The sequence below is a fragment of the Bacillus sp. OK048 genome (assembly GCF_900103525.1).
In the GTDB taxonomy this organism is placed as follows: Bacteria; Bacillota; Bacilli; order Bacillales; family Cytobacillaceae; genus Neobacillus.
Map to the genome: position 1 here is coordinate 42,890 of NZ_FNHN01000001.1, position 17,012 is coordinate 59,901.

At 35.8% G+C, this 17,012-nt stretch carries 19 protein-coding genes; 12 read left to right on the forward strand and 7 right to left on the reverse strand.

Going from position 1 to position 17,012, the window contains the following annotated elements; all coding sequences use genetic code 11:
* Positions 1-92 precede the first annotated feature (92 nt).
* On the reverse strand, positions 93-2,249 hold the full coding sequence (locus BLR86_RS00205) for a PAS domain S-box protein (protein WP_090757655.1): 2,157 nt from the start codon (positions 2,247-2,249) through the stop codon (positions 93-95).
* A 287-nt stretch (positions 2,250-2,536) separates the two neighbouring features.
* On the opposite strand from BLR86_RS00205, the gene yhfH (BLR86_RS00210) reads away from it, so the two are divergent.
* The 4 genes from yhfH (BLR86_RS00210) to BLR86_RS00220 all read left to right on the forward strand — a co-directional run bounded on the left by yhfH (BLR86_RS00210) (position 2,537) and on the right by BLR86_RS00220 (position 3,436).
* Complete coding sequence (yhfH, locus tag BLR86_RS00210; RefSeq protein WP_090757656.1) at positions 2,537-2,671, forward strand: protein YhfH; 135 nt, start codon at positions 2,537-2,539, stop codon at positions 2,669-2,671.
* 76 nt (positions 2,672-2,747) lie between these two features.
* The gene (gene yhfH / locus BLR86_RS00215) at positions 2,748-2,882 is read left to right on the forward strand and encodes a protein YhfH (RefSeq protein ID WP_090757657.1); all 135 of its coding nucleotides are present in this window, start codon (positions 2,748-2,750) and stop codon (positions 2,880-2,882) included.
* 112 nt (positions 2,883-2,994) lie between these two features.
* Positions 2,995-3,165 (forward strand): hypothetical protein, encoded by a 171-nt coding sequence (locus tag BLR86_RS25855; protein WP_175492739.1) that lies wholly within the window; start codon positions 2,995-2,997, stop codon positions 3,163-3,165.
* 19 nt (positions 3,166-3,184) lie between these two features.
* Positions 3,185-3,436: a transcriptional regulator SplA domain-containing protein gene (locus BLR86_RS00220; protein ID WP_090758201.1), complete on the forward strand. Its 252-nt coding sequence runs from the start codon at positions 3,185-3,187 to the stop codon at positions 3,434-3,436.
* A 43-nt stretch (positions 3,437-3,479) separates the two neighbouring features.
* Here the strand turns inward: BLR86_RS00220 and BLR86_RS00225 are convergent, their stop codons facing one another.
* Positions 3,480-3,665, reverse strand: a complete 186-nt coding sequence (locus BLR86_RS00225; protein WP_045523975.1) for a cold-inducible protein YdjO-related protein — start codon at positions 3,663-3,665, stop codon at positions 3,480-3,482.
* Between the two features lie 98 nt (positions 3,666-3,763).
* Here BLR86_RS00225 and BLR86_RS26735 point away from each other — a divergent pair, with 98 nt between their 5' ends.
* From BLR86_RS26735 to BLR86_RS00240, 3 genes are all read left to right on the forward strand, one after another.
* Entirely contained in the window at positions 3,764-3,898 is a 135-nt protein-coding gene (locus BLR86_RS26735) for a hypothetical protein (RefSeq protein WP_090757658.1), read from the forward strand.
* A 256-nt stretch (positions 3,899-4,154) separates the two neighbouring features.
* Complete coding sequence (locus BLR86_RS00235; RefSeq protein WP_090757659.1) at positions 4,155-4,754, forward strand: SCO family protein; 600 nt, start codon at positions 4,155-4,157, stop codon at positions 4,752-4,754.
* A gap of 400 nt (positions 4,755-5,154) precedes the next feature.
* Positions 5,155-6,777: an ABC-F family ATP-binding cassette domain-containing protein gene (locus tag BLR86_RS00240; RefSeq protein WP_090757660.1), complete on the forward strand. Its 1,623-nt coding sequence runs from the start codon at positions 5,155-5,157 to the stop codon at positions 6,775-6,777.
* Positions 6,778-6,816: 39 nt separating this feature from the next.
* Here BLR86_RS00240 and BLR86_RS00245 read toward each other — a convergent pair whose 3' ends face one another.
* Positions 6,817-6,948, reverse strand: coding sequence for a YuzL family protein (locus tag BLR86_RS00245; protein ID WP_090757661.1), 132 nt, complete (start codon positions 6,946-6,948; stop codon positions 6,817-6,819).
* Positions 6,949-7,047: 99 nt separating this feature from the next.
* On the opposite strand from BLR86_RS00245, the gene BLR86_RS00250 reads away from it, so the two are divergent.
* Entirely contained in the window at positions 7,048-7,290 is a 243-nt protein-coding gene (locus BLR86_RS00250; protein WP_090757662.1) for a YkuS family protein, read from the forward strand.
* A gap of 63 nt (positions 7,291-7,353) precedes the next feature.
* Here BLR86_RS00250 and BLR86_RS00255 read toward each other — a convergent pair whose 3' ends face one another.
* Both BLR86_RS00255 and BLR86_RS00260 read right to left on the reverse strand, forming a co-directional pair.
* Positions 7,354-8,490 carry a D-alanyl-D-alanine carboxypeptidase family protein gene (locus BLR86_RS00255; protein ID WP_254782185.1) on the reverse strand — a complete coding sequence of 379 codons (1,137 nt, stop codon included), beginning with the start codon at positions 8,488-8,490 and terminating at the stop codon, positions 7,354-7,356.
* A 159-nt stretch (positions 8,491-8,649) separates the two neighbouring features.
* Positions 8,650-10,713: a phosphatidylglycerol lysyltransferase domain-containing protein gene (locus tag BLR86_RS00260; protein ID WP_090757663.1), complete on the reverse strand. Its 2,064-nt coding sequence runs from the start codon at positions 10,711-10,713 to the stop codon at positions 8,650-8,652.
* A 183-nt stretch (positions 10,714-10,896) separates the two neighbouring features.
* Here BLR86_RS00260 and BLR86_RS00265 point away from each other — a divergent pair, with 183 nt between their 5' ends.
* From BLR86_RS00265 to yidC, 4 genes are all read left to right on the forward strand, one after another.
* The gene (locus BLR86_RS00265) at positions 10,897-11,349 is read left to right on the forward strand and encodes a cupredoxin domain-containing protein (protein WP_090757664.1); all 453 of its coding nucleotides are present in this window, start codon (positions 10,897-10,899) and stop codon (positions 11,347-11,349) included.
* 321 nt (positions 11,350-11,670) lie between these two features.
* On the forward strand, positions 11,671-13,896 hold the full coding sequence (gene pflB / locus BLR86_RS00270) for a formate C-acetyltransferase (RefSeq protein WP_090757665.1): 2,226 nt from the start codon (positions 11,671-11,673) through the stop codon (positions 13,894-13,896).
* A gap of 61 nt (positions 13,897-13,957) precedes the next feature.
* Complete coding sequence (gene pflA / locus BLR86_RS00275) at positions 13,958-14,710, forward strand: pyruvate formate-lyase-activating protein (RefSeq protein ID WP_090757666.1); 753 nt, start codon at positions 13,958-13,960, stop codon at positions 14,708-14,710.
* Between the two features lie 482 nt (positions 14,711-15,192).
* Positions 15,193-15,975, forward strand: a complete 783-nt coding sequence (yidC, locus tag BLR86_RS00285) for a membrane protein insertase YidC (protein WP_090757668.1) — start codon at positions 15,193-15,195, stop codon at positions 15,973-15,975.
* Between the two features lie 36 nt (positions 15,976-16,011).
* Here yidC and BLR86_RS00290 read toward each other — a convergent pair whose 3' ends face one another.
* Both BLR86_RS00290 and BLR86_RS00295 read right to left on the reverse strand, forming a co-directional pair.
* Positions 16,012-16,602 (reverse strand): GNAT family N-acetyltransferase, encoded by a 591-nt coding sequence (locus BLR86_RS00290; protein WP_090757669.1) that lies wholly within the window; start codon positions 16,600-16,602, stop codon positions 16,012-16,014.
* 51 nt (positions 16,603-16,653) lie between these two features.
* Complete coding sequence (locus BLR86_RS00295; protein WP_090758203.1) at positions 16,654-16,860, reverse strand: DUF6501 family protein; 207 nt, start codon at positions 16,858-16,860, stop codon at positions 16,654-16,656.
* Positions 16,861-17,012: the final 152 nt, after the last annotated feature.

Consider the following 17,012-nt stretch of genomic DNA (forward strand, 5'->3'; position numbering starts at 1 on the left):
AATCTATTCAATCCAAAAGTAGTTTGTTTTTTACAAAAATATTTGTCTATTTTTTGAATAAAAAAAACGGAAGAAAAAAATCTCCCGTTTCATCATGCTGGTTTAGCTGGTAAAAGGATATTAAAAGTGGTTCCTTTATTTGGCTCACTCTCGACAAACACTCTACCATTATGATTTTCGATAATCTTAAAACTGACCATTAAACCTAAACCATTACCATTTTTCTTAGTCGTGTAAAAGGGTTCACCCAGCTGTTTAAGCTTTTCTTTTGGTATTCCAACACCTGTGTCCTGAATCGAGATTTGGACATTATTATCATGAATCATCGTCTTAACACGCAATTCACCGCCATTTGGCATTGCTTCAATTCCATTTTTAATAAAATTCAAAAACACCTGTTTCAAACGATTTTCATCACATTCGATCTGGATTATTTCGTGTTGACAGTCAAAGGAAAGTTTGACATGTTTCTTGCGAGCCTCAAATTCTAGTAGTGATACAACGTTTTGAATCACTGGCACGACATTCTTTTCTTCCAATTCAACCATCTTAGGTTTGGCCAACACCATGAAATCCTCCACAATCGTATTGACCCGTTCAATTTCATCGAGAATGATATTGATAAATTCTAATCGTTCCGGATCAATCTCATCCAAAGTAAGGAACTCGGCATAGCCTTTCATCGATGTCAGCGGATTTCGAATTTCATGTGCTACACCAGCAGCTAGTTGACCAACGGCTGCAAGCTTATCTTGACGATGAAGGATTTCTTCTGTTTTCTTCCGCTCGGTAATGTCGTTGCGAATCGCAACATATTGGTATGGCTTTCCATTTTCATTTAAAAAAGGAACAATCGTAGTATCCACCCAATAAAAGCTGCCATCCTTCGCTTTATTCCTTAGTTCACCTTTCCAAACCTTACCTGATCCAATCGTCTTCCATAAATCCTTAAAGAACAATTTGGAATGATGACCAGAGTTTAAGATGTTGTGGTCCTTGCCAATTAGCTCTTCTCGACTGTATTTTGAAATCTCACAAAATTTATCATTTACACTTGTAATGATTCCTCGTGAATCTGTAAATGCGACAATCGTTGATTGATCGAGTGCAAAGCGAATGTCAATATTATCCTTCATTGATTCTTTTAAATGTTCTTCCGCTCGTTTACGATCTGAAATATCTGAACGAATGGCTATATATTGATACGGCTTTCCATTTTCATTTACAAAAGGAACAATCGTGGTTGCTACCCAATAAAGGCTGCCGTCTTTAGCTTTATTTCTAATTTCCCCACGCCAGATGTTGCCCTTTTGAATGGTCGTCCACATCTCCTTAAAAAACTCTTTTGGATGGTAGCCAGAATTTAACAGTCGATGGTTTTTTCCGATAATTTCTTCCTTTGTGTACTTTGAGATTTCTTCAAATTTATCATTTACAAATAAAATCGTTCCTTGTGCATCGGTGATCGCTACAATGGTAGATGCATCAAGTGCTGCTTTGATATCCTTTAGATTCGTATCTGTTTTTGCAAGTTGCTTACTTATTAACGTACTTGAAGCAATTAACCCGCAGATAATTAAAACCGTTACGAATAATATTAAATAAATCAGGAAGGTTTCTTCATTTATTGACCCGTTTGCCGAATTCGTTGAAATGATCGTAGAAGCTCTTTTTAAAAGAAAATGCCCTTCAGCAATAGCAGTTGAAATAATCAATGCGCTTATCGGTTTTAACCAAGCCTGGTTACTTTTCGAATAGGTTTTAGATGAAAAAAGAATCCAAAATGAAAATAAAAAAGACCCAAATAATAATAATCCAGAAAACACAAAAAGTGGAATATTATATTCTAAAGATAGATTCATAGCAAAAATGCTGATTACATGAATAGCAAGAACGGCTGAAGTTAAAAAGAAACTGCCAAAAAACAATTGATACGTTCGAATCTCTCTCGCAAGTAATGGACTAAAAGCTATTCCAGAAAAAGCTATTCCGATAAAAATGGACAAAACTGTAAGAGGAATATGATAACTAGAAAAACGACTAATATCAGCGGCTATTAATCCGATAAAATTCATTACCCAAATACCAACGCCCATTGATATGGACCCACCAAGATATAATAACCGTTTGTTTTTCTTGGAACTTTTTATTAACGTAAACATATCTAAGCCTGTATAGGAAGCCATGATGGTTAACCCAATGGCAATCGTTATTAAAAAAGGATGAAAATCACCTGATACAATATCCATTAACAGTATCCCCCCTTTGACCTAATGTCTTTCTACTATGATTGTAATGTAAAAAAGAAAGATAGTGAAGCACTTTGGTCACAAAGTTGTCGAAATTAGTTTTTTAAATCACCCGTACATACAGGAAAATTGAACAGCACACAATTCAAATGCAGGATAAATGTATCATTTTTAAAAAACTCTAATTATTTTTAAAAAAGGACTACACAAAATTACTTTTTTTGATTATACTGTACTACAACAGTACAAAATAAAATAAACTGTATTAAAAAAGGAGGATGTTTTTAATGTTAATGAATCCAGTTGAATTTTTCCGCACGTTACCGAAAAAAGAATGTCCAGAATGTGGCCAGCATATGGAAGAGCAAGCTGAAAGCTATTTAATGGAATGTGACCGCTGTTTATCAAAAAGAGAAGAATAGAGAAAAAATTTTTTAATCGGATTGTACTATAACAACAAGCCATCTAATACACTGTATTAAAAAAGGAGGGTTTTTAATGTTGATGAGTCCAGTTGAATTTTTCCGCACTTTGCCTGCAAAGCAATGCCCTGAATGTGGGCAGCACATGGAGGAACAAGCTGAAAGCTACTTAATGGAATGTGACCGCTGTTTAGCAAATAAAGACGAATAGAACATAAGCGTTATCACACTCCCCTTAGACTGGGGAGTTTTTTTGTATTGAATATTAAGGAAGGAATAATCCCAATTCAGAACGCGAAAGCTTAATTAAGGAGGTGTTTGGGATGGCAAAGAAAACTACCTCATCCGATAAGAAACAAACTTCGATTCAAGGAGGAGTTTACCCTTCTCAAAAATATGTTCCTGGTGGATCAGTTGATGAACATAAGGAGTTTGAGGATACTAACATTATGTTAGCCGGGGATGAAATCCTTCAACAAAATGAAAATCTTTAAAAGAGGAAGGTAATTGGATATGGATATTGTTGATATTACGACTGCTAAGCCAGGAGACGAGGTGTTTGTCATCTATCGTAATCCACATGTACCAACTGTTGCTAATATACGAGCGGCAGAAATTGTTACTCATCCGAAGAATCCAAACGCCCTTGCCCTGTTCTTAAATGAAACCTTTCATGTTATTGAAGATGATGACGCTCTTTTCCCTAGTTCTGAATCTGCACAAAAAGCATTTGATGGTCATTTTTTTGATTTTGGAGATGAATAAAAGACTGTCATCCATGTGACAGTCTTTTTAAATAGTATCTATATTATATTTTCGGAAGCTCTCTTATTTCTGTAGCCATCTCGTTTCCACACATAGGACAGAGCAAATCGTCTGTGACAAAATCTTTTCTCATCCAGCCAATACAAGCATTATCCATGCAAGAATAGATTTCGGTTTCAAGCATGATTACTTCAATTTCTTCATCCTTAGCTCTTTTACCATAAAAAATGGGAACCGCCTCCTTTTTTTATAGTATGTACCAAAAATGTCCTTTTCATTGCGTAAAAAAATCTTTATCAAATTCAAAGTAAGAAAGGATTCCTTTTTATGAAATCTGCGGGTGAAAAATTTACAGTCGTCGGCACGGATATTGAAGTAGTTAAACGATTAAACAGCCAATCTGGCTTAAGTTATAACCAAGTAAAACAATTACTTGCTGAAAAATATGCGAATAAAAAATAGCAAGGAACCTTCCAATTGTCGGAAGGTTCCTTGCTATTTAAACGATAACTATTGTCAAAATGAATACTCAATGATATGCAAATTTCAAAAATGTGTACATATTTGACCATTTCCTAACTGGTACAAGTCGTATTATTAAAGGAGGTCAAATACTTTCAATAGGTGGTATTTAATATCGTCAATTGATGAATGTTCACGAAATATCCACATCTTTTTCACGAAAACTTCATTATCTTTATGATAGGAGGGAGAAATAATGAAAAAAATCTATCTTATATGTAGCTTAGCCGTATTTATCGGGATTACAGCTGGAATTTCTTTTTTTCTAATACGGGATGCAAGTGCTAAAGTACCAGCCAATATTACGTTAAAGGATCATAATGGTGAGGATTACACTTTCAGTAAAGACGATAAACTAAAACTAGTCGAATTTATTTATACTCATTGTCCTGATATTTGCCCAACCACCACCCAAAAAATGGTCCAATTAAAAGCAGATTTAGAAAAAAATAACGTATTTGGTAAAGAAATTGAGTTTCTTACCATTACCATTGACCCTTACAGAGACACACCTGAAGTCCTGCAAAAATACATGAATGCTTTTAAGATTACGAATAATGACCATTGGATGTTCCTTACTGGTGATCAGGCAACGATCAAAGCTGACCAAGTAAAAATCAGAGAAGTTGCAGAATCATTACAATTTCAATATAAAGACCCAGGTAATGGCCAGTTTATCCATACATCCTTCTCCTATTTAATAGATGGAAACAATCAATTCATCGCCAAATTTCCAATGGGCGAAGATTTTAATAAACAAGAAGTTTACGAAGAAATCATGGATGAAATTAAATAATAGGAAACAAAAAAGCGGTTAGTCCTTTGGATTAATCGCTTTTTACTACCTATTCAATTCACGGATGATGGATACTTTTTTATTTGTTGTAGAGATAATAGGTAGTTGGCCTTGGGTTTTGTTAAACTAGCTTTTATTCCGGCCTGTTTTAACTTATTCACTAGTTCAGTAAGTTGCTTTTTCGACATACTTCTCACCTACTTTATTCCTTCAATCTTCTTTACCCAATTTTACAACAAAAGTATGAATAAAGTGTGAAAACTTCGAAAAAAAATTAGAAAAATTTTCTGCAATTTATTTTATTATTCTCGATTCATTCTCCTCATTCTACAAAGAATTCGCTCTTTACCCATTTTAATGGTATAGTTAATAGATATTTTGCTTTTGGAGGATATTAATAATGATAACTGTAAGTAATGTAAGTTTAAGATATGGTGACAGAAAATTATTTGAAGATGTAAACATTAAATTTACACTTGGGAATTGCTATGGTCTTATTGGTGCAAACGGCGCCGGAAAATCAACTTTTTTAAAGATCTTATCCGGAGAAATTGAATCACAATCTGGAACGGTTCACCTTGGACCAGATGAACGTATGGCTGTTTTAAAACAAAACCATTTTGAATACGAGGAACAAGAAGTATTAAAGACGGTTATTATGGGCCACACACGACTTTATCAAGTGATGCAAGAAAAAGATGCGATTTATATGAAAGATCCCTTCACGGATGAAGATGGGATGAAAGCTGCAGAGCTTGAGGGCGAATTTGCTGAATTAAACGGATGGGAAGCAGAGCCTGAAGCAGCTATTCTATTAAAAGGTCTAGGCATTGGTGAAGACTTACATTATAAAAAAATGGCTGAATTGACAGGTTCAGAAAAAGTAAAGGTTCTTCTTGCACAAGCTCTCTTTGGCAGACCTGATGTATTACTCCTGGATGAGCCGACGAACCATTTAGATATTAAGGCGATTCAATGGTTAGAAGAGTTCTTAATAAACTTTGAAAACACAGTCATTGTCGTATCCCATGACCGTCATTTCCTAAATAAAGTTTGTACTCATATTGCCGATTTAGACTTTGGAAAAATTCAAATTTATGTTGGTAACTATGATTTCTGGTATGAATCTAGTCAATTAGCTACAAGACTGACTTCTGATGCAAACAAAAAGAAGGAAGAAAAAATAAAGGAATTGCAAGCCTTTATTGCTCGCTTTAGCGCCAATGCTTCTAAGTCGAAACAAGCAACGTCTCGTAAAAAACTATTAGACAAAATTACACTCGATGATATTCGTCCTTCATCTCGTCGTTATCCATTTGTAGGGTTTACACCTGAACGAGAAATTGGTAATGATTTATTAATGGTAGAAGGATTAACAAAAACAATTGATGGCGTAAAAGTCCTTAATAATGTAAGCTTTTTTATGAACAAAAGTGATAAAATTGCTCTTGTTGGACCAAATGAAGTGGCCAAGACTACCCTTTTCAAAATCCTTATGGGAGAAATGGAAGCTGACAGTGGTACCTTTAAATGGGGTATTACCACTTCACAAGCTTATTTTCCTAAAGATAACTCCGAGCACTTTGAAAATAGTGAATTAACTCTAGTTGATTGGCTTCGTCAGTTCTCGCCAAAAGATGAAAGTGAAAGTTTCTTACGTGGATTCTTAGGTAGAATGTTGTTTTCTGGAGAAGAAGTTCTAAAGAAGGCCAGTGTCCTTTCTGGAGGCGAAAAAGTTCGTTGTATGCTCTCTAAAATGATGTTAAATGGAGCGAACGTATTACTTCTAGACGAGCCAACAAACCATCTTGATTTGGAATCTATTACAGCTTTAAATAATGGATTAATCAACTTTAAAGGGTCACTACTATTCTCATCACATGACCATCAGTTTATCCAAACGATTGCCAACCGTATCTTTGAAATAACACCAAATGGATTAGTCGATAAGCAAATGGCATACGACGAATACCTTGAAAATAGTGAAATTCAAAAACAAGTTGCAGAAATGTACAATAATTAAAAGTAAAGCGGACACATGGAGTGTCCGCTTTTTACTTTATTAAATTTTCTTTTGTTTCCTGCGTGATGATGACACTTCTCTAGTACCTGTTTCTGTTGTTGTTGTTCCTTGGCCTTCAACTTGTGGTGAAGCCAAACCAATAGTGGAAGGATCCTTTTTACGTTTTCCCATGTTTACACCTCCACTAGTAGTTTTTGAAGATAATCGTGTCTTATTCAGAATAATTAACTCAGAACTTGGCATGATAATCTACAGGAGGAGGTGTTTTGTATGGCGAAAATTGGAGTAGAAGAATCTCTCACAGATATTCAACAGGCGTTACGAGAAAAAGGACATGAAGTCATTCAATTAAGACAGGAAACAGATGCACAGAATTGCGATTGCTGTGTTGTTACCGGTTTAGACTCAAATGTAATGGGAATGCAGGATACCGTTACAAAAGGTTCGGTCATTGAAGCACATGGAATGAGCGCAGATGAAGTGTGCCAACAGGTCGAAAGCAAAATACAATAAGCTTAACTCTAAAACATACATCATATATAAGCTAACACTTTAAACTGCCGCCGGGCAGTTTTTTTACTTCATTATTCTTTTTCTTACTCCATAAAAAAGACCCGCAAATACAAAAACGATCACTCCATACAAAATATTAATACTGCTCTGTTCACTTGAAATCGGTGTTTCTACTTGTGCTTGTACATTTTTTGGTTCTCTTAGTTCAAGTTGAATCGATTGTATGACTTTTCCATCGTTTACCACTTCAAGTATTCCTTGATCATTAAGGTTCTTTTCGGAACCATTGATGTGTTCGGTAACAATCGTATCATTTTTTAAGTAGTATTCCTTTTCTTTCATCGTAAAATATTCGTTTTGTTTCACCACTCGATGATGAAAGTTTTTCAAGCCATATTCAATTAGATTTTCAGTGTCATTATAAGTAACTTTACTCGTATCTGCTTTTAGAACAATAGCAGTAAGCTTGATATTTTCATTTTCCGCTGTTGTTGCTAATGTGTGTTTTGATTCATTAACAAAACCCGTTTTTCCGCCGGTAATTCCTTCGAATGGAATCTCACCCTTCAAGAGTCGGTGATGTGTCAATAATGTCGTTTGCCAAGACTCGCCACTCCAAATAAGCTCTTTTGTTCCAAATATCTCTGAGAACACAGGATTCTTTTTGGCATAATTAGTAATCATTGCTAAGTCTAAAGCGGTTGTATAGTGGTTTTCATCAAATAATCCATTTGGGTTTGTAAAATGGGTATTACGAACACCAATTTTGTCTATTAAATACCGGTTGATATTTTTTGCAAACTGCTCAACCGAATCATCTGTATATTCAGCGATTGCCACAGCAGCATCATTTCCAGAGTTTATCAGCATACCTTGGATTAGCAATTTTAAGGGTACTTTCTCCCCTTCTTCTAAATAGACTCTCGTTCCTTCTTCACCCACAGCCCTAGCACTAACGGTAACAACATCATCAAGATTTCCCTTTTCAATTGCATAAATAGCGGTTGCTATTTTCGTCAAACTAGCAGGGAATAATCTTTCTTCACCGTTTTTACTATATAAAACGGCATTTGTTTCCGAATCTAACAGAACGGCAGCATCACTCTTTATCTCTAATGACTGGTTCGCTGCTGCGGACGTGTATACTTGGTTTGATAAAACGAGAAAGACGATCATGATAAAAGAAATAAACTTTGACAATTAACAACATCCTTACTTTTTGTTTATCATCTGATTTTATCAAATAATCATTGTTTGTAAATATTAAGAGGAAAATTGTCATTTAATCGAAATTTTTAGTGCAATATCGAAATAATCGAAATAAAAAATCGGCTTGGAAATGGCTCCATGCCGATTCGATTACATCCTTCTTTTCGAAATTAATAATGTTATTTGTGTCATAATTAATGGCAAGGAGAACCTCGATTTTCTCCTATACGCTAGATACCTAATCTCACACTGTTTCGTATCTAGTTTAGTAAATTCACCTAAGTCTTGGTTTCCATGCAGATAAATTTGGGCAGCAACTTTTTCACTTAAGAATAAATATTTGGATGGTTCCTCGCCTAATACAAAGTAGGTATACCCCTTACCTTGTAGATATGGAAACATTTCCTCACTAACTTGATAAAAAACAGGTGTGTATCCGTATCGATCAGAAATTTCCTGAAACTCCTCAATCGCATTCGATAATTCACTTCTTTCACCAACCGGATGGCCAAGAATTACTAGTTTATCTGCATATTGTTGAAAAGAAATTAAAACGTTTTTCTTCCTGTTCCAATAAATGTAGTTATCATGGAGAAAAATCAAGTGCGACAAACTCTTTCCATTATTTATGTTTAAAAGTTCCTGTATCTCTTTTTCATGACACATTGATTTTTCAAATTTCCACTTTTTTGGCTTACTAATGATAAAGCCTACATATAGAATGAGCATGGCAATAATTAGCCCAATCACCGCACTACTGAATAAATCTATTGAATCTTCAATGACGTAAGGCAAAAGTTTCGATGGGATTGATATTTTTGCAGTGGGCAAATTGGAATAGCCAATCACCAAATACATAGAAATGATACAAATAATTAATACAATGTCCACGGTTGTTTTTCCCCATGTAAGGACATAGCCTTCCCGATAAAATTGCCCTTTTGACATTCGCAGCAACAATGCTACCGCAATAAGGAAAATGGCCTCTTCATAATCAATTCCTCTAAAAATCGAAAACATGGCAGCAAGAATTAATACGAGCATGGTTAAATCGTAAGTTCTTTTCACATTGTATTCTATCCCTCTAGATAACCCCAATAATAGGAAACCCGCAGCCACAGAAAGTTGATGGGAAAGGTTTATGATAGGGAAAGATAGAATTTCCTGTGCAATACGAAGTCTATCCATGATTCCTGGGACACTTGCAGATAAAAGCAGGATGAATCCAGATAGAAAAACAAGCATGGTTACTGTAACATGGCTAATATGCTGGACAATGGCATGCGGTATATTGCTCCAGGACTGGTTCCATTTTTCCCAGTAAAGCTTGATGAATAGGATCGTACTGAGTAAAAAAGGAAATAAATAATAGCCTATCCGATAGAACAACAAGAGAACGAGAACTTTTTCCTCCGGTACATGTATGTATTGCATTCCCCAAATAAATACCAAATCAAACGATCCAAGTCCGCCAGGGATCATACTAATAATCCCAGCACATGTCGCCACAATATAAACAGGAAACAATTGTTCAAAACTAACAGGTATATTCATCAACCAGGAGAGTAACCATATACCACTAAAGACAGCACTCCACTCTAAAAGGGAAGTGAAGAAAAGCTTCATTCCATTTCCAACACCTATTAATGACTGCTTGTCCCTCCTATTTTTCACGACATGTAGTCCAAAAAATAGCGGTAAGTAAATAGACACCCCGAGAACGGCAAAATAAAGCCAATTCGTCTGCACAAAAATGGGATGATCTTTGAATCCTACTGCTACTAGCAGGGAAAGCAGCGACAATCCGGTCATATTAAAAAAGGAAACAGCAGCAATTCCACCCACTAGCCTACGCTTATCATCTTCAAGTTTATGATAGAAATAGGTTCTTAACATCGCTCCTATTAAGCCGCCAAAACCAAAGAGATTCGAATAGGTATTCGCGATGAATGCTTGTTCTAAAACTTCTTTTTTCCTTGCCCTTAACCCAAGAATCTTTATTAACATGACATCGTAGAGGAGCATAGGTAAAACGGCCGCAAACATAACGATAAAAATCAACAGTACCGTCTCTAATCGAAGTTGATCAATTTCAGTTTGCAGTAATCTAAGATCTATATTTCCAATAAATTTTTTCAATTCAAGGATGGCAAAAATTAATAACAATAAGGGGAAAATAAATTTTACAATCGTAAATAGTTTTTCTTTTTTCATAACCGTAGATGACCACCACCTTACTGTAATAACTATAAAGGATTCACTTGGAAAAACAAAGAAATTTTCACTTTTCTATATATATATGTATCAACTCGAGAAAAAAATTATAAAAAAGAGACAAGTTTCCCACCCTTCTCTGCATAAACATGAAATAGGACAAATTATCAGAGGAGGCTTAAGATGAAATTCTTAGTTTTAAAGAAGGATACACTTGTATTTATTTTAGTTACTGCTTTTCTACTAGTAATCATTTCAGCATGGTTTATGTTAAAAGCTGGTGATACAGCCGTTTTCAATCAGATTGCAAACGAAAATACGCGTGAGATTCACATGGTGACGGTTGAGTATAAGTCTAAAATGAAAGATGGAAAGGAAATCGAAGTATATCGCTGGGATCCAGGAAATATAAGTATAAATGCTGGTGAAAAAGTAAACTTATACATCAGCGGAGTAAATGGTGAAGAACATCCCTTTTATATTGAAGGTACTGACATAAAAGGAACTGTCAAAAAAGGCCAAGAAACCCTGGTGTCCCTCCAGTTTGATAAGGAAGGTACCTATCGGTTAATATGTGAGGTACATGGTGATAGAGAACATAATGGGCCAATGATTGCTGATATCATTGTCGATTAGAAAGCAAGCAGGAGACAATTCTCCTGCTTATTTTCTTGTAGCTAGTTATTGTAGCATTGTTTATAATATAAGCATGTTGAAAATGCCGCCTCCTTTTATATAACAGTTTCGTTTTTAAAAAAAATAATTATAATACAGATTTCAAAACACTGAAATATAATTTAAAAAACTGTTATCAAAAACCCCATCAAAGATAAGGTTCACAATATCTTAACAATATCTGTGAATTCACTCACAAAAAATCTGTTATACTCAAATCAAGATATAAACAGCAACAGCTGTTGTATTAACGTTCATATAAACTTACGAGGTGAAATAACCATGGAACAATGGAAAGGTTTTACAAAAGGTACTTGGACGAAAGAAGTTAACGTACGTGACTTCATTTTGAAAAACTATAATGCTTACGAAGGCGATGATAGCTTTTTAGCAAGTGCAACGGATGCAACCAATAAACTTTGGGAACAAGTAATGGAATTAACGAAACAAGAACGTGAAAATGGCGGCGTTCTTGATATGGATACAGAAACAGTATCTACTATCACTTCACATACACCTGGATACCTAAACGAGGAACTGGAAAAAGTGGTTGGCGTTCAAACAGACAAACCATTTAATCGTTCAATGCAGCCTTTCGGTGGAATTCGGATGGCAAAAGCTTCTTTAGATTCTTACGGATACCAATTAAACCCAGAAATTGAAAGATTCTTTACAGAGTTCCGTAAAACTCACAACCAAGGTGTATTCGATGCCTATACAGCTGAAATGACACTTGCTCGTAAAGCTGCGATTATTACAGGACTTCCAGATGCATACGGTCGCGGACGAATTATTGGTGACTATCGTCGTGTTGCTTTATATGGGGTTGATTTCCTCATCAAAGAAAAACAAAAAGATCAAAAGAATACAAGCAGCGTAATGACGGAAGATAATATGCGTCTTCGTGAAGAAATTGCTGAGCAAATTCGTGCTTTAAAAGAATTAAAAGAAATGGCTAGCAGTCATGGTTTTGATATTTCAGGGCCAGCAACAACCGCACAAGAAGCATTCCAATGGTTATATTTTGGTTACTTAGCAGCTATTAAAGAACAAAACGGTGCTGCAATGAGTCTTGGACGAGTATCTACCTTCTTAGATATTTATATTGAAAGAGATCTTGAAAATGGTACATTAACAGAAGTTGAAGCACAGGAAATCGTTGACCATTTTATTATGAAGCTTCGTTTAGTTAAATTTGCTCGTACACCTGACTATAATGATTTATTCTCGGGTGACCCAACTTGGGTAACAGAATCAATTGGCGGTATGGCATCAGACGGACGTGCTCTTGTAACAAAAAGCTCATTCCGTTTCCTTCATACATTAGATAACTTAGGTCCAGCTCCTGAACCAAACTTAACTGTACTATGGTCACCACAGCTGCCTGAAAACTTTAAAAAATATTGTGCAAACATGTCGATTAAAACAAGTTCTATCCAATATGAAAATGACGATATCATGCGTCCAGAATATGGCGATGACTATGGTATTGCTTGCTGTGTATCCGCTATGGAAATTGGGAAACAAATGCAGTTCTTTGGTGCTCGTGCAAACCTTGCAAAAGCCCTTCTCTATGCTATTAACGGCGGTGTAGATGAAAAACTAAAAATTCAAGTTGGTCCACACTATCAGCCAATCACTTCTGACGTATTGAACTATGAGGAAGTTATGCAAAAGTTTGACTTAATGATGGAATGGCTTGCAGGTCTATATATCAACACCCTTAATGTCATTCACTACATGCACGATAAGTACAGCTATGAGAGAATTGAAATGGCGTTACACGACACTAAAGTCTTACGTACAATGGCAACAGGTATTGCTGGATTAAGTGTAGTAGCTGACTCATTAAGTGCGATTAAATATGGTGAAGTAAAAGTCATTCGTGATGAAACCGGTCTTGCCGTTGATTTCGAAACAACTGGCGATTTCCCTAAATACGGAAATAATGATGATCGTGTTGATAGCATTGCTGTTGAAATCGTTGAAACATTTATGAAAAAGTTGCGTAAGCACGAAACATACCGTAACTCTGTTCATACTATGTCCATCTTGACGATTACATCTAACGTTGTATATGGTAAGAAGACTGGTAATACACCAGATGGCCGTCGTACAGGCGAACCATTCGCACCAGGTGCTAACCCAATGCATGGCCGTGATACTAAAGGTACACTTGCTTCATTATCTTCAGTAGCAAAATTGCCTTACAGCTCAGCAATGGATGGTATTTCAAATACATTCTCTATCGTCCCTAAAGCATTAGGTAAAGAAGAGGAAACTCAAGTTCGTAACTTGGTATCCATTCTTGACGGATATGCAGTTAAATCCGGTCACCACCTAAATGTTAACGTCTTTAATAAAGAAACATTATTAGATGCAATGGAACACCCAGAATTATATCCACAATTAACCATTCGTGTTTCTGGATATGCGGTTAACTTCATCAAATTAACAAAAGAACAACAGCTAGATGTAATTAATCGTACATTCCACGAATCACTTTAATTAGATTAAGAAGCTCCTAGCCTAGGAGCTTCTGCTTTAAAATAAAAGGGGGATCATCTTCATGAACGGAAATATTCATTCTATCGAATCATTAGGAACAGTCGACGGACCAGGCATACGGTATGTTGTATTTACTCAAGGCTGCCTATTACGCTGCCAGTTTTGCCACAACGCTGATACATGGGAAATCGGCAGCGGCAAACAAATGACCGTTTCCGAAATCATGGATGATCTTATGTCCTATCTACCCTTCATTCAGTCTTCTGGTGGAGGAATCACTGTTAGTGGCGGTGAACCATTATTACAATTACCATTTCTTTTAGAATTATTTAAGGAATGTAAAAAGAATGGAATTCATACGACCATCGATTCATCTGGCGGCTGTTTCTCACACTCTAAACTCTTTATTGATCAGCTTGAAGAGGTATTAGAATATACTGATCTGATTTTACTTGATTTAAAGCATATCAACCGAAAGAAACACATTCAACTAACGGGTATGGCAAATGATCATATTCTGGAATTTGCTAAATTTTTGTCTGATCGTAAAGTACCTGTTTGGGTGCGGCATGTTCTTGTTCCTACCGTTTCTGATGACCCAGAAGATCTTGAGCAGCTTGGTGAATTTATCGGAACCTTGAAAAATGTCGATAAGGTTGAAATACTCCCCTACCATAAGCTTGGTGTATATAAATGGGAAGCCCTTGGGCTGGAATATCCATTAAATCATGTGGAACCACCTTCCGAAGAAAAAGTGGATTATGCTTATAAAATGATTACTGCCCACTGGAACAATCCTTCTATGACCAAATAAAGAGAATGCTGTCTGTAGTGGGCAGCATTCTCTTTTTAGGATTCTCGTGAAGGTGAGAGAATATTGCTATAATGCCTTTTCCAGCGAGATTCCATTGCTTCTTTACGCATTCTCCATTATACTCAAATCAATAATAACAAAAAGTGAGGTGATTATTTTTGTACCAATTGCTCATTGATTTTAGCGATGCCAATGCATTAGAAGCACTTTATTTAAGTTTATACTTTGGTGTGATTATCAAATTACTTTGGGCTTGGAATGTGGAATATTCCTTTATGGGATCCATAAGCGAACCCGCACATACAAAAATAAATCACCCATTGTTTTGTTATCAACAGAAATCCTCTTTAAACAAGAACATTATTCTAATCCGAATTTTTAAATATATTCGCAGAAAAGAAAGTTCACAGGATGATACAGAAGAACCTTTTTCCTCCTCCCTTTTTCACTTAAGAACGTCTTAAACAATTTTAGGAGGAAATATGAAAAACAAACATTCTTTACTTTTACTACTTTTGTCTTTAACCACAATGTTCCTATCAGCCTGTTCAGCAGCAGATGGGAAAAGTGATGGATTTTTCCATACGTATTTTGTTGAACCATTTATCGTTTCCATTCACTTTTTAGCTGAATTTTTTAATGGAAACTATGGATTATCTATTATTCTTGTCACACTTATTATTAGATTATTACTCATGCCGTTTATGCTAAAGCAATATAGAAATCAAATGAACATGAAAGAAAAAATGGATGGTATGAAGCCAGAAATGGAAGATATCCAAAAGAAAATGAAAGAAGTAAAGGATCCAAAAAAGAAACAAGAGCTGCAACAGGAATTGATGGGTCTTTATTCGAAGCATGGTGTAAATCCATTAAACATGGGATGCCTGCCACTTCTGATACAAATGCCTATCCTGACGGGTTTTTATTATGCGATTCGCGGTTCTGAAGAGATTGCGAGCCATCGTTTCTTATGGTTTAGTCTTGGGGACCCTAATATCGTTATTACCCTGATTGCCGGTGTAATTTATTATTTCCAATTTAAAGTTTCGCAGTCTAGTATGCCAGCGGCTCAGCAACAACAAATGAAATTTATGGGCCTGTTGTCTCCACTTATGATTGTTATGATTTCTTTTAATTCACCTGCAGCATTGCCACTATATTGGGCAGTAGGCGGAACATTCCTTATCCTCCAAACCTGGTTAAGCAGAAAGCTTTATAAAAATGTTAAAAAGGCAGAACTAAACGCAACTACAAATTCATAACTAGTAAAAAGAAGCATTGGGCTCCAATGCTTCTTTTTACTGTACGCCAAGTTTTCTAGCTAATTCCTTCTTTACGGGCTCCCACTCCTCTTGAAGAATGCTATAGAAAACTGTATCACGTACATAACCACCCGATATTTCCCGATCCTTCCGTAGTGTTCCTTCTTTTACAGCTCCTATTCGGTCAATTGCCTGTTGAGACCGCAAGTTTCTAGAATCCGTTTTTAGTTGAATACGCCGTAATTGCCAACACTCAAAAGAATGTTGTAGAAGCAAGTATTTACATTCCGTGTTAACTCTTGTTCTCCAAACATCTGGATGGTACCAGGTAGAGCCAATTTCTAAACTTTTATGTTCAGGTAAAATATCAAGATATCGAGTACTGCCAATAATCCGGTTATCTTGATTTACAACCGTAAAAGTGTACTCACTACCTGTTTCTCTTTTTTTTAATGCAGTAGCAATCATCTGCTCCAGCTCTTCTTTACTACTTATCGTAGAAGCCATATAGGTCCAAATCTCATTTGGTTTTGCAGCTTCCCACAATCCATCTGCATGATCGAAGCTGATTGGAAGTAAGCTAACACATTCCCCTTTTAGTTCAAAAAGCTCATCCCATAAGTTCATATCTCCAACCCCCCCTTACTATTCAAAAAATAGACTGCGGGCAAAAGCCCATCAGTCTACATTTTGGAAATATTCTTTGTAAAATCCGCCAACTTTACCAGAATTGTCGATAATATAATAAAACTCTTCCGTTTCATTTTTAACATCATAGACTTTTCCAGCAGTTAATGCGTTGTTTACAATATATTTTTTTGCATCTGTATGAACACATATTACCTTTTTTAAGGTTTCACGTTCACGCCAAGTTAAATGAATCATCCTAGCACCGTTCCTTTCCAAATATAACTATTCCTTAGTATAATCAATGCCCACACGGTAGTGCAACTAAATTTTCCAATCCCTCACCATTGTGTTTTTTATGACAAATTTGTGAAAAGGGTTCTCAAATGAATCGAAAACGATTACAATAT